The following is a 15,483-nucleotide window of genomic DNA, read 5'->3' on the forward strand; positions in this document are numbered from 1 at the left end:
GCCCCGCATCGCTGGCAACAGCAATGCGGAGCGGTATGTTTTATTGGGAAAAAACAACTCAGCGCGGGCCGCCGAGGAAGAAGAGGGCTACGGTGCCGGGGCCGCTGTGGGCGCCGATGACCGGGCCGATGTCGCCGATGCAGACCCGCTTTACGCCGTGGGCTTTGATCTTGTCCACCACATACTGGCAGTCTTCCAAGCAGTCGCCGTGGCTGACAAAGACCGTCATCTCGTCGTAATTTTTGTCGGCGGTGGCCTCAAAGTGTTTGACCAGCGCATCCAGACTGGCGCGGCGGCCGCGAACCTTTTCCATGGCGATCAGATGCCCCTCGGGGTCTACATGCAGTACCGGTTTGATGCCCAGCAGCGTGCCGGCCACTGCGGCAGCGCCGCTTGAGGAACATCAAGTCATTGACGGTGAACCAAGCGCAGAACCGCTGGGTATTCTCGGTGGCAAAGGCGGCTACCTCGTCCATGGAGGCGCCGCTTTTGCGCATTGCCGCCAAGGTGTAGGCAAACAGACCTTCGCCCATGCTGGCCTGCAGACTGTCAATGCTGATCATTCGCCGGTCGGGGAACCGCTGCTGCAATTCCTCAATGGCTACTTTGCTGGCCTGATAGGTGCCGGAAAGACCGCTGGAAAAGGCCAGATAGAGGATATCTTTTCCCTGTTCGAGGAACGGGGTGAATGCGTTCTCATAGTCAGAGATGGCGACCTGACTGGTGGTAGACATGCTGCCGTTGCGCAGTTTGTCGTAGAAGGCCTTGGGGCTCATCTCACGGTTGTCGGGGTAGTTGCGGTAGCTCTGACCATCAAGGGTGAAGGTCATGGGCAGTACCTGTATATCCATTTCCTGCGCGAGTTCAGGGGTCAGGTCGCAGGTCGATTCGGTAAACAGAACATAATCTTCCATCAAAAAACTCCTTTTTCCAAACTGGCGGGAGGAACCCTGCCGCAGTATCATCATACTGTTTTTTGGTTTTAAAATCAATACGGCAAAGCCTTCCAGCTAGGAAGAAAATAGAAAAACAAGGCATTTTCGCCCTGTTCAGAAGGGGCAGGACATTCAGGCCAGAAGGGCCAGCTCCATCTTATGCATGGGGTGCTGCAGCCGTTTGGTAAGCTGTCCCACCAAAATAGCCGCAGCTACGGTGCCCTCTCGCACGCCGTCCAAATGCCTCAAAAAGGTAAAAGACAACACCACAGATAAGGCCACCAGCGTTAAGTCGAACGTCATCTTCATGTTGCCGAACTTGACGGGGGTTACTTTGCAGATGGCCAGTACGATGCCTTCCCCGGCGGTGGTGATCAAATGGGCGGCAACTTCCATACTGACGCCCAGCGCGACCAAAAAGATGCCCAGCAGGCAGAGCAGCCATTGCTGCCAGTAAGCGGTGGGGGTGATGTTGCCTACAAGCAGAGAGGCGGCATCGATGGTTGTGCCGAACAGCACCGCCGCCGGAAGCTGCAGCAGTTGGAACCATTCATATTGGCGGCGCAGAATAGCAATCTGGATCAGCACAAACAAGGTATTCATAAGGATGGTGGTGGTGCCCACGCTCAACCCCGAGATGGTGCTTGTCACATAGGGCACACTGGAAATAGGGGAGGTCCCCAGATCCGCTTGGATGGAAAAGGCCACGCCAAATGCCATGGTAATAAGGCCCAAGCATAAAAATACAATCCGTTTTACCAAAGAAAAACGGTTGGCTTGTACGGGTTCCGTTGGAATCACTCCTTTGTATTCGGGTTTGTTTGCAGACGAGTTTGCAAAGAATCGTACAGTTTGCTCAGCAGATGCTGGAGCGTCGCCACCTCCTCGGGAGTAAAGCAGTGCGTGGCATCGCTTTCTACCTGCCCAAAGATTCCTTCCAACTGTTGGGCGGCGTCCCGACCGGTTTCGGTTAGCGAAACATAGAGCGAACGGCGGTTGCCGTCTTTCTGCCGACGTTGGATCAGTCCGGCATCCTCCATCCGCAGCAGAATGCTGCCCACGGTGGCGGGCTCGATTTCGCAGTGGGCGGCGATGGTCTTTTGGTCCACTTCCCCTTGTTGCAAAAGACATTCCAACACCTTGGGCTGTCCCGGCGTCAATCCGATGCGGCTTACCTCGGTCAATACCCGTTTGGAAAACAGTGAATGAGATTTCATCAATAAGTAATGGAGAGATTCCATAATAGGCCTCCTTATTGTAAGCCTACTTATTATTTGCCATTCCTATTGTACAAATCTTGCGGCGATTGTCAAGGGGGATCGCGAAAGAATGCGAAAAAGAAAAAGGCTGTCGAAAGACAGCCTTTTTTCATTAGGGATCAGTGTTGGGCGGTGTTCTGGGCCAACTGGCTGCGGAACAAATTGCGGAAAATCAGGCGGGTCAGCGGACCGGCAAACAACAGTTGCCAGATCAGCGCCATGGGCATGTTAAGGCCCCAAGTCTGGATCCAAGTGCCGAAGCTGGGCTCTTTGAAGAGCAGCGTGGCGATCAAGCTCATGGTAGGGCACATCAGGCAGACGATCATCGTCGAGATAGCATAGGTGATGATCTGGGGACGGTCGGTGGGCCGCACCACCGTGAAAGCCAGCTTGGTGGCCAGCTTTTCCACAAGGAAGAATTCCAGCAGGGCCGCGATGGGGGCCATGATGGGCAGTTCGTGCAAGGCCATGCCAAAGGTGGCGTTGGTCACGCCGCCGGTGTTCAGGGCGACGTTGTAGCAGATCATACCATATACCATGATCAGCGCCATGATGATGGTATACACGACATTTTGCAATTTGGTTTGGGGCATACTTTCTCTTCTCCTTTATAAAACTCGCATTACTGGGCAAAAAAATAAAGAAGCAGCGGACAACCTTTTGTCCGCTGCTTCTTGTCAGACGACTACCAGTAATTGATAATAGTTTACCCCCAAAAGGGCTTTTTGTCAAGAAATGCTCTGCGCCGTAGGATAAAGGCCTTTGTCAAAAGAGGTGGATTGCAGGGAGAGAGATTTGTGTTTGGAAAAGGCTGTCCCATTCACCGTTTGGCAGCAGTGGCAGCGCAGACGTTTATTGGCAGTCTGGCGCGTGTGGGAAAAAATAGACGAAGAAGTGCTTTTGCGGGGAAAGATGTGTTTTGTGCTCTTAATGTGAGAATTGTGTATGTTTACAAAATATCGCGCGGTTGTATAATAAAACTAGAAGATGTGCACAGGAGTTTTGGCATACAGGCGCCGTTTGCCAGACGCAACGCACAAAAAAGAAAACGTAAAAAAGGAGAAAAGGATTATGAAAAAGCAAATTGGTGTCCTGCTTGCCGCCGCGTTGATGTCGAGTCTGCTGGCGGGCTGCGGCACGTCGGCTTCGTCGAGCAGTTCGGACGGCGCCTCTGCTGCTGAGACTAGCAATGAAGTTCATCTGGCGGTGGCCAGCCCGGTTACCGGTGATAGTGCAGAGTACGGCATTCACTTCAATGTAGGTGCCGAGATGGCGGTGGAAAAAATCAACGCCGAAGGCGGCATCAATGGCCGTACGGTAGTGTTGGAAAGCTATGACTCTAAAAACGATGCCAAGGAAGCAGCTGAGGTGGCTCGCCTGATCGGTCAGAATGAACAGATTCTGGCGACCATCGGTGATTTCTCTAGCACTTGCTGTATGGCAACGGCACCGATTTATGAAGAAAACAAGCTGGTGCAGGTTTCTCCCTCTGCGGGTCTGATCGACTTCCCCCGGGTTGGCTCCTACAACTTTGCCACCACCGGCGTGCAGGAGGACGATGGTCCCTTCCTGATCAACCGTGTCATCCATGAAGAGCTGGGAGCAGCCTCCTACGCGATGGTATATACCAACAACGACTATGGCCTGAACATGTTGAAGTATATGAATGAGGAAGCCGAATCTTTGGGCATTACCGTCACGGATACAGAGGCCGTAGCGGCCGGAGAAAAGGACTACACGGCCATCGTTTCCAAGATGCGTCAGACCGAACCTGAGGTGGTCGTCATTGTCGCCAACTACAACGAAGTGGCCAACTGTGTCAAGCAGATCCGTCAGGTCGGTTGGGATGTTCCCATCGTGATCTCCGGCTCTGCGCTGACCGACCAGTTGGTAGAGCTGTTGGGCGATGATGTGAACGGCATCTACTCCAACATTGCGTTTGTGCCCAGCGACGATGATGAAGCAACGAAGGAATTTACGGCGGAATTTACCGAGCGTGCCTCCATGCCGCCGTCTTTCCACAGCGTCAGCACCTACGACACCGTCATGCTGGTTTGTGAAGCTGCCCGCACCTGTGGCGACAACCTGACCCGGGATACCCTGCGCGATGCGCTGGAAGCCTATGAAGGGTTTGAAGGCCTGATGGGCCCCATTGAATTTACCGAAGAAGGTGCCGTACACCGTGGTTACAAGGTCGTTCAGTATCAGGACGGCGTGTTGACCTCCGTATCTGACTACATGCTCGCCCACGACGAGTAACGTCTGCGGATCTTCCTGCCCGCGCCCTCTGATTTTGGAAAGCGCGGGCCCTTTTTCTGCCATTTTTCAGTGAGAGGAAGTGCATTATGACCTATTTGGTAGAACAATTAATCAACGGCCTCTGTCAGGGTGCCATTTATGCGCTGTTCGCCATCGGGTATACGATCATTGTAGGCGTGGTGGGGTTGGTTTCTTTCACCTTCGGCGAAGTGATCATGATCGGCGCGTTTGCTGCCTTGTATACGGCCACATTGACCGGAGGAAACATCCTGCTGACGATTGTGTGCAGTTTTTCGGTCGCAGGTCTGACGGGAATTGTGATCCATAAAGTCTGTTATGAAAAATTCTTCGGCGCGGCCCGTTATATTCCGCTGATTTGCACCATTGGCATGAGTATGTTCATCAAGAACATGGTACAAATCGTCTGCGGCAGTGAGACCAAAGCTATGCCGGAGGTTATCGCTCTCGGTGGTATTCATATTGGTGGCTATCTGATCACCTATGTGCAGTGTGCAGTCGTTCTGGTAGTGGTGGTACTGTGCATTACGCTGTCGCTGTTCCTGAACAAGACCAAGCAGGGCGTCATCCTGCGTGCAGTCAGTCAGGACCGCAAGGCGGCGGCTATGGTGGGCATCGATGTCAGCCGTGCCACGCTGCTGGGCAACGTGATCGGCTGCGGCATTGGTGGTGTGGCCGGCATGTTGTATGCGCTGTACTACGGTTCGCTTTCTGCTTCGATGGGCGGTATGGCGACGATGAAGGCATTCAGTGCCTCGGTGCTGGGCGGCTTGGTGGATGCTCCTGCTTCGGCAGTGGGTGGTCTGCTGATCGGCGTGCTGGAAAACTTCGGCATTGCACTGTTCTCGTCTAGCCTGCGAGATATGATCGCCTTTGTCTTCCTGATTGTAATTCTGATTTTCTTCCCCAAAGGACTGCGCTTGAAAATAAGGAGGAAAGCCAAATGAAAAAACTTGATACGGTACGCGCTGTCCTGCGCCGGCATCGCAAACTGACAGCCCTGACGGTCGTATTGCTGGCAGTGCTGCTGCCGATTGTTTTGAACAACAGCTATCTGATCGGTATTGCCACCAAGATCCTGATGTACATGCTGCTGGCAAGTGCGGTCAACGTTATCAATGGTTACAGCGGTCAGTTTGCAATCGGCCATGCGGGCTTCATGTGTGTGGGTTCTTATACCGCTGCGATCCTGATGTCCCGCTTAGGAATGCCTTTTTTTGGTGCGCTGCCGCTGGCAGGGATCGTCACTGCCCTGTTCGGTATGCTGGTGTCCTTTCCCATCGGCAAACTGTCCGGCATTTATCTGGGCTTCGTGACTCTGGGATTCTCTGAAATCGTGCGAATCATCTGCCTGAACTGGACGCCGGTCACGGGCGGCCCCATGGGAATTAAGGCCATTCCCGGCCCCAGCCTGTTTGGATTTTCGTTGCAGTCCTCGAATGGCTACTATTATGTGATTTTGGTGCTGTTGGTGGCCATGGTGTTCTGTACCAGCCGCATTCTGAAATCCCGCACGGGCCGCGCGTGGATCTCCATTCGAGAAAACAGCGCAGCGGCAGCCTCCATCGGCATCAATACCGCTCGGTACAAGACCATGAATATCATGTACGCCACCTTCTGGGAAGGGTGCGCCGGTGCCTTTATGGCTACCTACTACCATTTTGTGGATTCGTCGATGTTCGTTACCGATGAAAGCTTCAACATCCTGTCTATGGCTATTGTGGGCGGCATGGGCACCATTGCCGGACCGTTGGTGGGGGCCGTGGTGATCAACATCATCACCGAGGCGTTCCGCTTCCTGTCCGAGTATCGCATGGTCATCTACGCATTGCTGATTATCGGCATGATGTGGCTGCGTCCTCAGGGCATTGCAGGTAGCAGCGACAGCGTGCTGGTATCGGGCGGCGGCCGACACAACAAAAAGCGCCGCCGCACTGCCCGGCCCAAGCCGGTTGCGCCGGTTACGGCGTCCACCAAGGAGGGGTGAATTATGGCACTTTTAAAAACGGTAGGCCTGTGCAAATACTTTGGTGGCCTAAAGGCGGTCAATCAGGTGGATATGGAAGTCCCGGAGGGACAGGTGTTCGGCATTATCGGTCCCAACGGTGCCGGAAAGACCACGTTTTTCAACCTGTGTGCCGGTACCTTTGCCCCCACGGCGGGCGAAATCTGGTTTGATGGAAAAAACATTACCGGCTGTCGCCCGCACATGGCGGCGCAGGCGGGAATTGCCCGGACATTCCAGAACATCCAGTTGTTCCAAAACACCACCGTACTTGAAAATGTAGTGGTAGGTTTCCACATCCATACCAGTACCAACATGCTGGACGCTGTGCTGGGTTCGGCTCGTCAAAAAAAGACCGAGCGGGAGATCTACGAAAAAGGAGAAGCGTTGCTGGAACGTCTGGAATTGAGCCAGTACAAGGATACCTTGGCCAAAAACCTGCCGTATGGTATCCAGCGCAAAGTTGAAATTGCCCGCGCATTGGCAATCTCCCCCAAGATTCTGCTGTTGGACGAGCCGGCGGCCGGTATGAATCCTATGGAAACGCAGGAGCTGCTGGTCTTTGTCAAAAAACTTAACGCAGAAGGTCTGACCGTCGTTGTCATTGAGCACGATCTGAAATTTATCATGAATGTGTGCGACCATATCATGGTTTTGAACTACGGCCAGAAACTGTGCGAAGGAAGCGCCCAAGAAATCCAAAACAATAAACAGGTGCAGGAGGCCTACTTTGGCAAGCGGGCCGGACTGGGCGGCAAGGAGGAATAAGTCATGCTGAAAGTGAGCGATCTGGTAGTGCACTACGGGCAGATCCGCGCCCTGAACGGCATCTCGTTTGAAGTGCCCGATAAAAGCATCGTGGCGCTGATCGGCGCCAATGGTGCGGGTAAGACCACCACGCTGATGACCATTTCCGGTTTGGTGGACCCGGTTTCGGGCAGCATTGTTCTGGATGATATGGACATTACCGACTGTCGGCCTGACGCCATTGTTGGTCTGGGGATCTGCCATGTGCCGGAAGGACGCCATGTATTCCCCGACCTTTCGGTATATGAAAACTTAGTGGCAGGGGCGATCTCTTGCAAAGGCCTGCCCAAAGGGGAGCTGAATGACCGCATCGCCCAGCAATTCGACCTCTTCCCCCGACTGAAAGAGCGCCGCGCTCAGATGGCGGGCACCATGTCGGGCGGTGAGCAGCAGATGCTGGCGATCTCTCGAGGCTTGATGTCTGCCCCCAAATTGCTGATGTTGGATGAGCCCAGTCTGGGCTTGGCCCCCATTATTGTGGAGGAAATCTTCACGATGATTGAACAGGTGCGCAGTCAGGGAACCACCGTATTGTTGATCGAGCAGAATGCTTCTATCGCGCTGCAGATTTCCGACTATGCTTACGCCATGGAATTGGGCCGGATTAGCCTTGCGGGAACAGGGCAGGAACTGCTGAACAGTGAAGAAGTCAAACGGGTCTATCTGGGTATGTAAGGAGGGCATGTTACAATGAAAACAGACAAGGAATTGCATCTTTCCATCATTGGCATGGGGTATCTGATGGAGTACATTGCCCCGTGCTACCGCCGCTTGCTGGGAGACCGGCTGGCAGAACAGGCGGTAGGCGTTACGGCCGATGCCGATGCCGTGCAGAGCAAGCAGCAGGCAACCGGTGTGCCCGTCCTGTTGAACGACAACGCCGGCGCATTGGAACGCAATGATCCGGATGTTATTCTTTTTGCGCCGCCGCCCAGTCTGGCGGCTGACTTGACCCGCAGTGTGCTGAAACCCTATTTCGCTCAGCGCCGTGGGGCTGGCAGAACGCTGCCGCTGCTGTTTGCATTTCCGCCTAATCCGGAAGGCGCCTTTTACCAGCAGGAATTGGGCGAGGATGTGCGTGTAGCCAATATTCTGCCCAACATGATTCGGGAAATTGGCGGACTGCCCTGTGCCGAAGCCGGATTTACGATGGTTACCCTACCGGAACGGCATGCTTGGCAGGAGGAAGAGCTGGACTTTTTGCGGCGGTTTTGGGCACCGTTGGGGCAGGTCGTTTTTCTGAGCCCTGCCGAGGTGCGTGTCGCACTGGCTGTTTCCTGTTCTAACCAGATGCTCTCGGAAATCTTGCTGGATATGGAAACCGCGCTGCCGCAGCCTTACCGGGTTCCTGCCGCTGATCTGGCGCAAGCGGCCAGAGCGTACCTGTTGGAAAAGTTGGATTACAAGCCGCTTCAGCCGGTGGAAAGCCGGAGTGATGTGGTATCGCCCGCGTTGTTGGAAGCTGTCAAAAAAGTGACCTACCACGCTTTTCAGGGGACGCTGCGCTTTATGCTGGAAAAAGGGTTTGATGCCGAGAAAGCTGGCTGCATCCAACGGATGAACTACGACCTGAACCTGCGCAAGGTGCAACTGCTGCCCCGTCAGGTACTGCGTCGGGCCACCCGCCAGCATGCTACCCGCGGCGGCGTGTTGGAATGTGCGTGCATTTCCTATACCCGCCACTGGCAGGGTACGGTCAACGCCCTTTTTGGGCAGTTCCCGGAGCGAACCCCCGATGCTCCTTGGGCCGAGGCTTTGGAAGAGGGTTTTGTGCAGATGTCTCAAGACGTGTACGATCATCTGGGAAATCTGGCGCGAAGCCGTCAACCCGGTCAGTGCGTCATTGAGCATCACGCAGTGCTGTATGCTTTGCTGGAAAAGGAAGCGGTGGAACAGTACGGTGAAGCAGGCCGTAGAGCCATGACGGAAGCTACCGCTGCTTACGGAAGTGAGCGCGGCGGCCGTATGCGGGCTCGTGCGCTGGCCAATGGAGATGCAGCCAATGCGTTTACCTACCTTGCCTATGGCGAATGGAGCCCGGAACCCGGTCAAATGGAAGTGGTAGATGTACCCGGTACGGTGACCCATGTTACGCAGGTGAAAAAATGTGAGTGGTGCCGCTGCTGGAGCAAAAATGGTCTGCTGGACTATGGCAAGGCTTATTGCCAGAATGTAGACAAATGTATCGCCCACGGATATGACCCGGACTTTGATTTGGGCGTGGAGTCCTTGATGAGCGCAGGGGATCCTGTGTGTACCTTTGATTACGGCTTTGCCATGACCCCTGCCCTGCGGGAAGAACTGGCCGCTATCCGTGCCCGCCTTGGCACCAGCGCCCAAAAGGATTTCAACTATCACAGTGCACATCTGTGGTTTACCTGCCGCCGTGTTCTGATGGAGCAGCTAGGTGCGGAAGAGGGCGCTGATGTGGCCGACGCTGCTTTGTTTGCCTTCACCCGGCGGTTCGGCAGCGAGTTTACCGATGCAATTTTGGCTCTGCGCGGCACGGACTTTACGAAAGTGTGATCGGAGGCTGCCATGAAACGTGCTGTCGATCAATGGTTGGACGGCCATGAAGCGGAAATTTGCGGTTTGGCGCAGACTCTGTTTGCCCATCCCGAAACGGCAGGCGAGGAATATACCGCTGCCCGCACCTTGAGCGAATATCTGGAAACACAGGGATTCTATGTGGAGCGGGGGACTGCTGGGTTAGAAACCGCCTTTACCGCCCACTGGGGCAGCGAGGGTCCGGTGATTGCTTTTTTGGCGGAGTACGATGCGCTGCCCCAACTGGGGCAGCGCCCGGTCCCCCGGCAGGATGCTCTGCCCGGCAACGGCCACGGTTGTGGCCACAACCTGTTGGGGGCAGGTATTGTGGGGGCGGCTTGTGCCGCCGCTGCGGCTCTGGGCCAAAGCGGTACGCCCGGTAGGGTTGTGGTATTCGGCTGTCCAGAAGAAGAAATTTGCCGTGGCAAGATTGTGATGGCCCAGGCGGGTTGTTTTGACGCAGTAGATGCGGCGCTTTCCTGGCATCCTGCGGACCGCAATCAGGTCAGTGAAGAGGTCTTTCAGGCCATGGTTTCCCGTAAATTCCGCTTTTACGGTCGGAGCGCCCATGCGGCTGCCAGCCCGGAACAGGGGCGCAGTGCATTGGATGCCGCTGAACTGACCAATGTGGCAGTAAACTATCTGCGGGAACATGTGCCGGATGACGTGCGTATGCATTATGTTTATACCAGCTCGGGGGAAAAACCGAATGTGGTTCCCGATTATGCAGAAATATGGTATTATATTCGTGCTTATCGTGCGTCTGTCATGCGCGATGCGGAGCGGCGGGTCATTCTGGCTGCCGAAGGCGCCGCCCACGCTACGGAAACCCGCATGGAGACAGAGGAATTGACGGCTTCGCCACAGACCCTGTTGAACCATGTGCTGAGTGAAGCCCTGTACCGCTGCTTTGTCGAAGCCGGTGCTCCGGTATTTTCGCCGGAGGAACAGGCGTTTGCCGATCAGCTGCGGCAGACCATGGAATTGCCCGGACCTGCATTGAACACTGAGATTTTGCCCTTGACCGGGCAGCCGTGCTATGTGGCCGGTTCCACCGATGTGTCCGAGGTTAGCCATAGGGTGCCTACGGTCACCTTGAATACGGTCTGTCAGGTACGGGGATTGCCCGGCCATCATTGGGGGGTTACAGCCTGTTCCGGTGCGCCGTTAGGCATGCGCGGTATGATGGCCGCTGCACGTACACTGGGCTGCTTTGCCTGTGAACTTTACACCGAACCGGAGCTGCTGCACCGCGCTCGGGCTGAGTGGGAGGCTGCCCGCCCAATATCCTGATACCGAAAGCAGGTCCTGCCCATGCTGTTCAAACGTCTTGTCATCCTGAACACGACCATCCTCTTTTTGTTGACGGCCGTGTTCGTCTTTTTCAATCTGAAAAGCACCCAGAAGATTGTAGAGGAAGAGGTATACGACTCTTTTCAATCCGCTATGGATGGCGGTGCTTCGGATCTGGAAAATATCTTTGAAAATGCCCGAGACCTGACGTTGGAACTGTGTGCGGCGCAGCCGGTACAGCAGGCGCTGCGCAGCGCTTATCTGGAGGAACAGCCCGCAGATGCCGTGCAGGAAGAGCTGCGGGACTATGCGGCGGAGATGGGACGGATGTTCCCGGCTTTCAACCCATCGGTCTGGTTGTTGGACGCAAACGGACAACTGCGCAACGCAGAGGATACCCCGATCCCCGATGGTTGGCTTGCACGATTGGAAACGGCAAACGGTTCCTTTGTATGGGATTACTATTATACCGATTATGGCTCCAGCGTCCGTGTTTCCCATGTGGTGCGGGATGAAGAAAACTGGGACCAGTTGCTGGGTGTTGTCAGCGTAAGTATCAACAGTGACTATCTGCGCTATACCCTAAACTCTATCTGGCTGGGGAATTCAGGCATCGTTTATCTGCTGGACGAAAACGGGAATCTTTTGTTCCCCTTTGAGGAAGGAGCTTCTTTTCCGGAGGAACTCCCCGAGGAGGGAATGATTCTGGGTGGGGTACAACAAGACTCGGTTTTCTTGAGCCGTACATTGCAGACCAATGATTTTCAGATCATTGGAGCAGCGCGGAATCTGGAAGCCTTGCAGCAGATCGAGACCCAGCGGCGGATGATCCTGCTGTTTGCAGCCGGTGTACTGTCGCTGGCAGCGCTGGCGGCACTAGCCATCACCTACCGCATTTCCACCCCGATTCTGGAACTGGCTGAGAAGATGAAGGAAGTTGAGCGGGGCAATTTTGCCGTGCAGATCCCCACCCTGCGTGGGCGGGGCGAGGTGGCCATTCTGTACAACAACTTCCGCAGTATGCTGCAAATGCGTCAAAGTCTGATCGAAGAAATCTATGGCGCACAGGTTCGGGAAAAAGAGGCTGAGCTGCGCGCTTTGCAGGCGCAGATCAACCCCCATTTTCTGTACAATACGCTGGATTCCATCCATTGGATGGCGGCTCGTTACGGTGCGGATGATATTGAGCAGATGGTTACGGATCTGTCGCAGATGCTACGGTATTCGCTCAACAACGGACTTAACCAACTAAAAATTCGGGATGAACTCACCCAAATTCAAAGTTACCTCAATATCCAGAAACGGCGTTTCTCGGATTCTTTCACGGTCCAGTATGAGATTGACGAGTCGGTGCTGGACTGCCAAATCATCAAACTGCTGTTGCAGCCGTTGGTGGAAAATGCCCTGCTTCATGGCTTTGACGAATCCGGCCATGGGGGACTGCTGGTGCTGCGTATCCAGCGCAGGGAAGAACAGATTGAGTTTTGCGTTTGCAACAATGGAAGCCCTATGGACTTGGAACGCATTGCCGCTGCGCTGGAACAGCCGCGGGAAGAAGCCTCTACCAGTTATGGGCTGCGGAATGTGAACGACCGATTGATTAAATTCTATGGGGCGCAAAGCGCCCTGCGCTTTGCGGTAGAGGATGGCTTCTCCACGGCAAAGTTTACAATCCCGGTACAGAAATGAGGAGGATTCTATGGCCAATGCTCCACTGCGCGTGCTGATTGCGGACGATGAACGAATCGCGCGGGAAAGCATGCGGGACTATCTGCTCTGGGCGGACATGGGCATGGAAACACCAGTCTGTGTAGAAAACGGTGCGCTGGCGCTGGATTGTTTGTGTCATTCGCCCTTTGACATTTTTATTATGGACATCCGTATGCCGGTGATGGATGGCATGACGCTGATGGAAGAAATTGCCCGCAGGGATCTGGATGTGATCATCATTGTTTTGTCTGCCTACGACCAGTTTGAATACGCGCAGAAAGCGATCCAGTCCCGAAAAGTGTTTGAGTATGTGCTCAAACCTATTCGTAGGGTGGCATTTTGTGAGATCCTGCAAAAAGCGGCGGCAGAGGCGGTCCGGCGTAAGCAAGCCCATCGCGGCCCGATACCGGATCTGGAAGGGCTGCGCCATGAGTATCTGGCCTGTTTAGAGCACCACTGCTTTGAAAATGGGCTTAGAACTCTGCAAGCTCCACTGGAAGCCCTGCTGGCACAGGGAAATCAGGTGGATCTGGTGCGGCGTTTTCTGGTCACACTGTATACAGACACTCGCATGGCGGCGCTGCAGGGACGAACCCCCAGCCCCCATCTGCCGGAAGATGGTTTGGCTCGCATGGGGGCTTGTACCGAGGGCGCGGAACTCTGGGCCTGTTTTCAGCAGGCGGTGGATGCTTTGCTGCCCTATTTGGACCCGACGACGCAGGCCGGACGCACGAAGGCCAGCGCCGTGGTGGAGCATTGTCTGGATGAGATCTGCAAACATTACACAGAAAAAGATTTTTCCTTAAACCGGCTGGCAGAACAAATGCAGCTAAACCCCAACTATTTGTCTACACGCTTTAAAAAGGAAACCGGCGTCGGTTTTGTGCGGTATGTGAATGGTCTGCGGGTACGCCGGGCACAGGAACTTTTACGGGATATGCGCTATCGTACCAATGAGGTGGCGGATCTGGTAGGGTTTGAAAATCCCCGCTATTTTACCCGTATCTTCAAAGATTTGACGGGGGTCGTGCCTTCGGAATACCGCAGCCGCCTGCACTGGCACCAACCACCCGCTGCAAGCGGAGGAAAGGAATCGGAATGATGAACAAAAACGTTGTGGATCATGAAATGTATGCAGCGATCCTTCGAGAAGAATTGCTGCTGGCCATGGGCTGTACCGAGCCGGTGGCGGTGGCTTACGCAGCTGCCTGCGCTAGAAGTTTGCTGCCGTCCGGTACGATGCCGGAGAGCTGTGTACTATATGTGAGCGGTAATATCATCAAAAATGTCAAGAGTGTGGTGGTGCCCAACACGGACGGTATGCATGGACTGGAAGCCGCAGCAGCGGTGGGGATTGCAGGGGGCGATGAAAAGGCCGGGCTGCAGGTGATTGCCAACGTCACGCAGGAGAAGAGCGCGGCGGCACGCCGCTTACTGGAAAACTGTCGGTTTACGGTGTGTCCGGCCCGGAACGATAAGGTGTTTTATATCGAGGTGCGTTTGCAGGCTGGTGCCGAGGAGACCGGCGCCGTGATCGAGGATTTCCATACCAATCTGACCCGTTGGGAACGCAATCATACGGCGCTGCCGCTGCCCCGTAATATCGGCGCTGGCCCGGAAACGACTGCACTGACAGATCGTTCGGGAATGACGGTGGAAGGAATTCTGGAATTTGCGGCCCATGCAGATCTTGACCCGCTGCGCGAGCTGCTGGAACGACAGATTGCCTGCAATATGGCGATTGCTGAAGAAGGACTGCGCAATCCTTGGGGGGCTCAGGTGGGACGTACCCTGCTGAAAACTGCACCTGACGACCCGTATACGCGGGCGGTGGCTGCTGCAGCGGCGGGCAGCGATGCCCGTATGAGCGGCTGCGAGCTGCCGGTGGCGATCGTATCCGGCAGCGGAAATCAGGGACTGACGGCCTCGGTGCCGGTGGTGGTTTATGCCCGGGAAAAAGGCCTTCCTCATGATACCCTGCTGCGTGCACTGCTGGTGTCCAATCTCATAACCATTCATCAAAAAACCGGCATTGGGCGTCTGTCCGCTTTCTGCGGTGCTACCAGTGCCGGTGTGGGGGCAGCCTGCGGTATTGCGTGGCTGGACGGTGCGGACTATGAAGTGATCGCCCATATCATCGTCAATGCGCTGGCTATTTTATCTGGTATGATTTGCGACGGCGCGAAGGCTTCCTGTGCAGCCAAAATCGCCACGGCCATTAACAACGGCCTGTTGGGATATCGTTTGTATCGGGATGGTCTGCAGTTCTACGGAGGCGACGGTATTGTGACCAAGGGTGTAGAAAATACTATCGCGAATGTGGGGCGGCTGGCGCGAGAAGGAATGCGCAGTACCGACTACGAGATTTTGGATATTATGGTTGGTTCGTGAGGAAAAGCTCGGGAAAATCAGATTTCCCATGATTTGGGAACCCGCTGCTGTGATTACATTCTTACATTCCTAGAAACGGATCTAAAACGAGAAAATAAATTGTGATAAACCGCCCCGTGCACGCTAATTTGGCAGGCACGGGGCGGTTCTATGGATTCATGGAAATTCTATTTTTGAAGAAAAAAGAAAAGCGATAGAGGAAAGCCTCTATCGCTTCGTGGCTGCCCCAGTCCGACTTGAACGGACGACACCCTGATTA

The 15,483-nt window shown here is 54.7% G+C and carries 13 protein-coding genes and 1 pseudogene; 10 read left to right on the plus strand and 4 right to left on the minus strand.

The window, feature by feature from the left end; translation table 11 throughout:
• Positions 1-58: 58 nt before the first annotated feature.
• The 4 genes and pseudogenes from Q0526_RS15340 to Q0526_RS15355 form a co-directional block, all read right to left on the minus strand.
• Positions 59-968: pseudogene (locus Q0526_RS15340) on the minus strand (DegV family protein).
• A 99-nt stretch (positions 969-1,067) separates the two neighbouring features.
• Complete coding sequence (locus Q0526_RS15345; protein WP_298735444.1) at positions 1,068-1,736, minus strand: DUF6198 family protein; 669 nt, start codon at positions 1,734-1,736, stop codon at positions 1,068-1,070.
• Entirely contained in the window at positions 1,733-2,176 is a 444-nt protein-coding gene (locus tag Q0526_RS15350) for a MarR family transcriptional regulator (protein ID WP_298735446.1), read from the minus strand. The genes Q0526_RS15345 and Q0526_RS15350 overlap by 4 nt, the downstream gene beginning before the upstream one ends.
• Positions 2,177-2,313: 137 nt before the next feature.
• Entirely contained in the window at positions 2,314-2,787 is a 474-nt protein-coding gene (locus tag Q0526_RS15355) for a DUF2798 domain-containing protein (protein ID WP_298735449.1), read from the minus strand.
• A gap of 478 nt (positions 2,788-3,265) precedes the next feature.
• Here Q0526_RS15355 and Q0526_RS15360 point away from each other — a divergent pair, with 478 nt between their 5' ends.
• From Q0526_RS15360 to Q0526_RS15405, 10 genes are all read left to right on the plus strand, one after another.
• Positions 3,266-4,453 (plus strand): ABC transporter substrate-binding protein, encoded by a 1,188-nt coding sequence (locus Q0526_RS15360; RefSeq protein ID WP_298735450.1) that lies wholly within the window; start codon positions 3,266-3,268, stop codon positions 4,451-4,453.
• Positions 4,454-4,539: 86 nt separating this feature from the next.
• Positions 4,540-5,418 (plus strand): branched-chain amino acid ABC transporter permease, encoded by an 879-nt coding sequence (locus tag Q0526_RS15365; protein WP_298735452.1) that lies wholly within the window; start codon positions 4,540-4,542, stop codon positions 5,416-5,418.
• Positions 5,415-6,458: a branched-chain amino acid ABC transporter permease gene (locus Q0526_RS15370; RefSeq protein ID WP_298735454.1), complete on the plus strand. Its 1,044-nt coding sequence runs from the start codon at positions 5,415-5,417 to the stop codon at positions 6,456-6,458. Before Q0526_RS15365 ends, Q0526_RS15370 begins: the two co-directional genes overlap by 4 nt.
• 3 nt (positions 6,459-6,461) lie before the next feature.
• On the plus strand, positions 6,462-7,244 hold the full coding sequence (locus Q0526_RS15375) for an ABC transporter ATP-binding protein (RefSeq protein WP_298735456.1): 783 nt from the start codon (positions 6,462-6,464) through the stop codon (positions 7,242-7,244).
• A 3-nt stretch (positions 7,245-7,247) separates the two neighbouring features.
• Entirely contained in the window at positions 7,248-7,958 is a 711-nt protein-coding gene (locus tag Q0526_RS15380; RefSeq protein ID WP_298735458.1) for an ABC transporter ATP-binding protein, read from the plus strand.
• Between the two features lie 15 nt (positions 7,959-7,973).
• Positions 7,974-9,809: an L-2-amino-thiazoline-4-carboxylic acid hydrolase gene (locus Q0526_RS15385; protein ID WP_298735460.1), complete on the plus strand. Its 1,836-nt coding sequence runs from the start codon at positions 7,974-7,976 to the stop codon at positions 9,807-9,809.
• Between the two features lie 12 nt (positions 9,810-9,821).
• The gene (locus Q0526_RS15390; protein WP_298735462.1) at positions 9,822-11,123 is read left to right on the plus strand and encodes an amidohydrolase; all 1,302 of its coding nucleotides are present in this window, start codon (positions 9,822-9,824) and stop codon (positions 11,121-11,123) included.
• Positions 11,124-11,144: 21 nt separating this feature from the next.
• Positions 11,145-12,812, plus strand: a complete 1,668-nt coding sequence (locus Q0526_RS15395) for a sensor histidine kinase (RefSeq protein ID WP_298735464.1) — start codon at positions 11,145-11,147, stop codon at positions 12,810-12,812.
• A gap of 10 nt (positions 12,813-12,822) precedes the next feature.
• On the plus strand, positions 12,823-13,935 hold the full coding sequence (locus Q0526_RS15400) for a response regulator (RefSeq protein WP_298735467.1): 1,113 nt from the start codon (positions 12,823-12,825) through the stop codon (positions 13,933-13,935).
• Positions 13,935-15,224, plus strand: a complete 1,290-nt coding sequence (locus Q0526_RS15405; protein ID WP_298735484.1) for an L-serine ammonia-lyase, iron-sulfur-dependent, subunit alpha — start codon at positions 13,935-13,937, stop codon at positions 15,222-15,224. The genes Q0526_RS15400 and Q0526_RS15405 overlap by 1 nt, the downstream gene beginning before the upstream one ends.
• Positions 15,225-15,483 lie beyond the last annotated feature (259 nt).

This window comes from uncultured Subdoligranulum sp. (genome assembly GCF_937890665.1).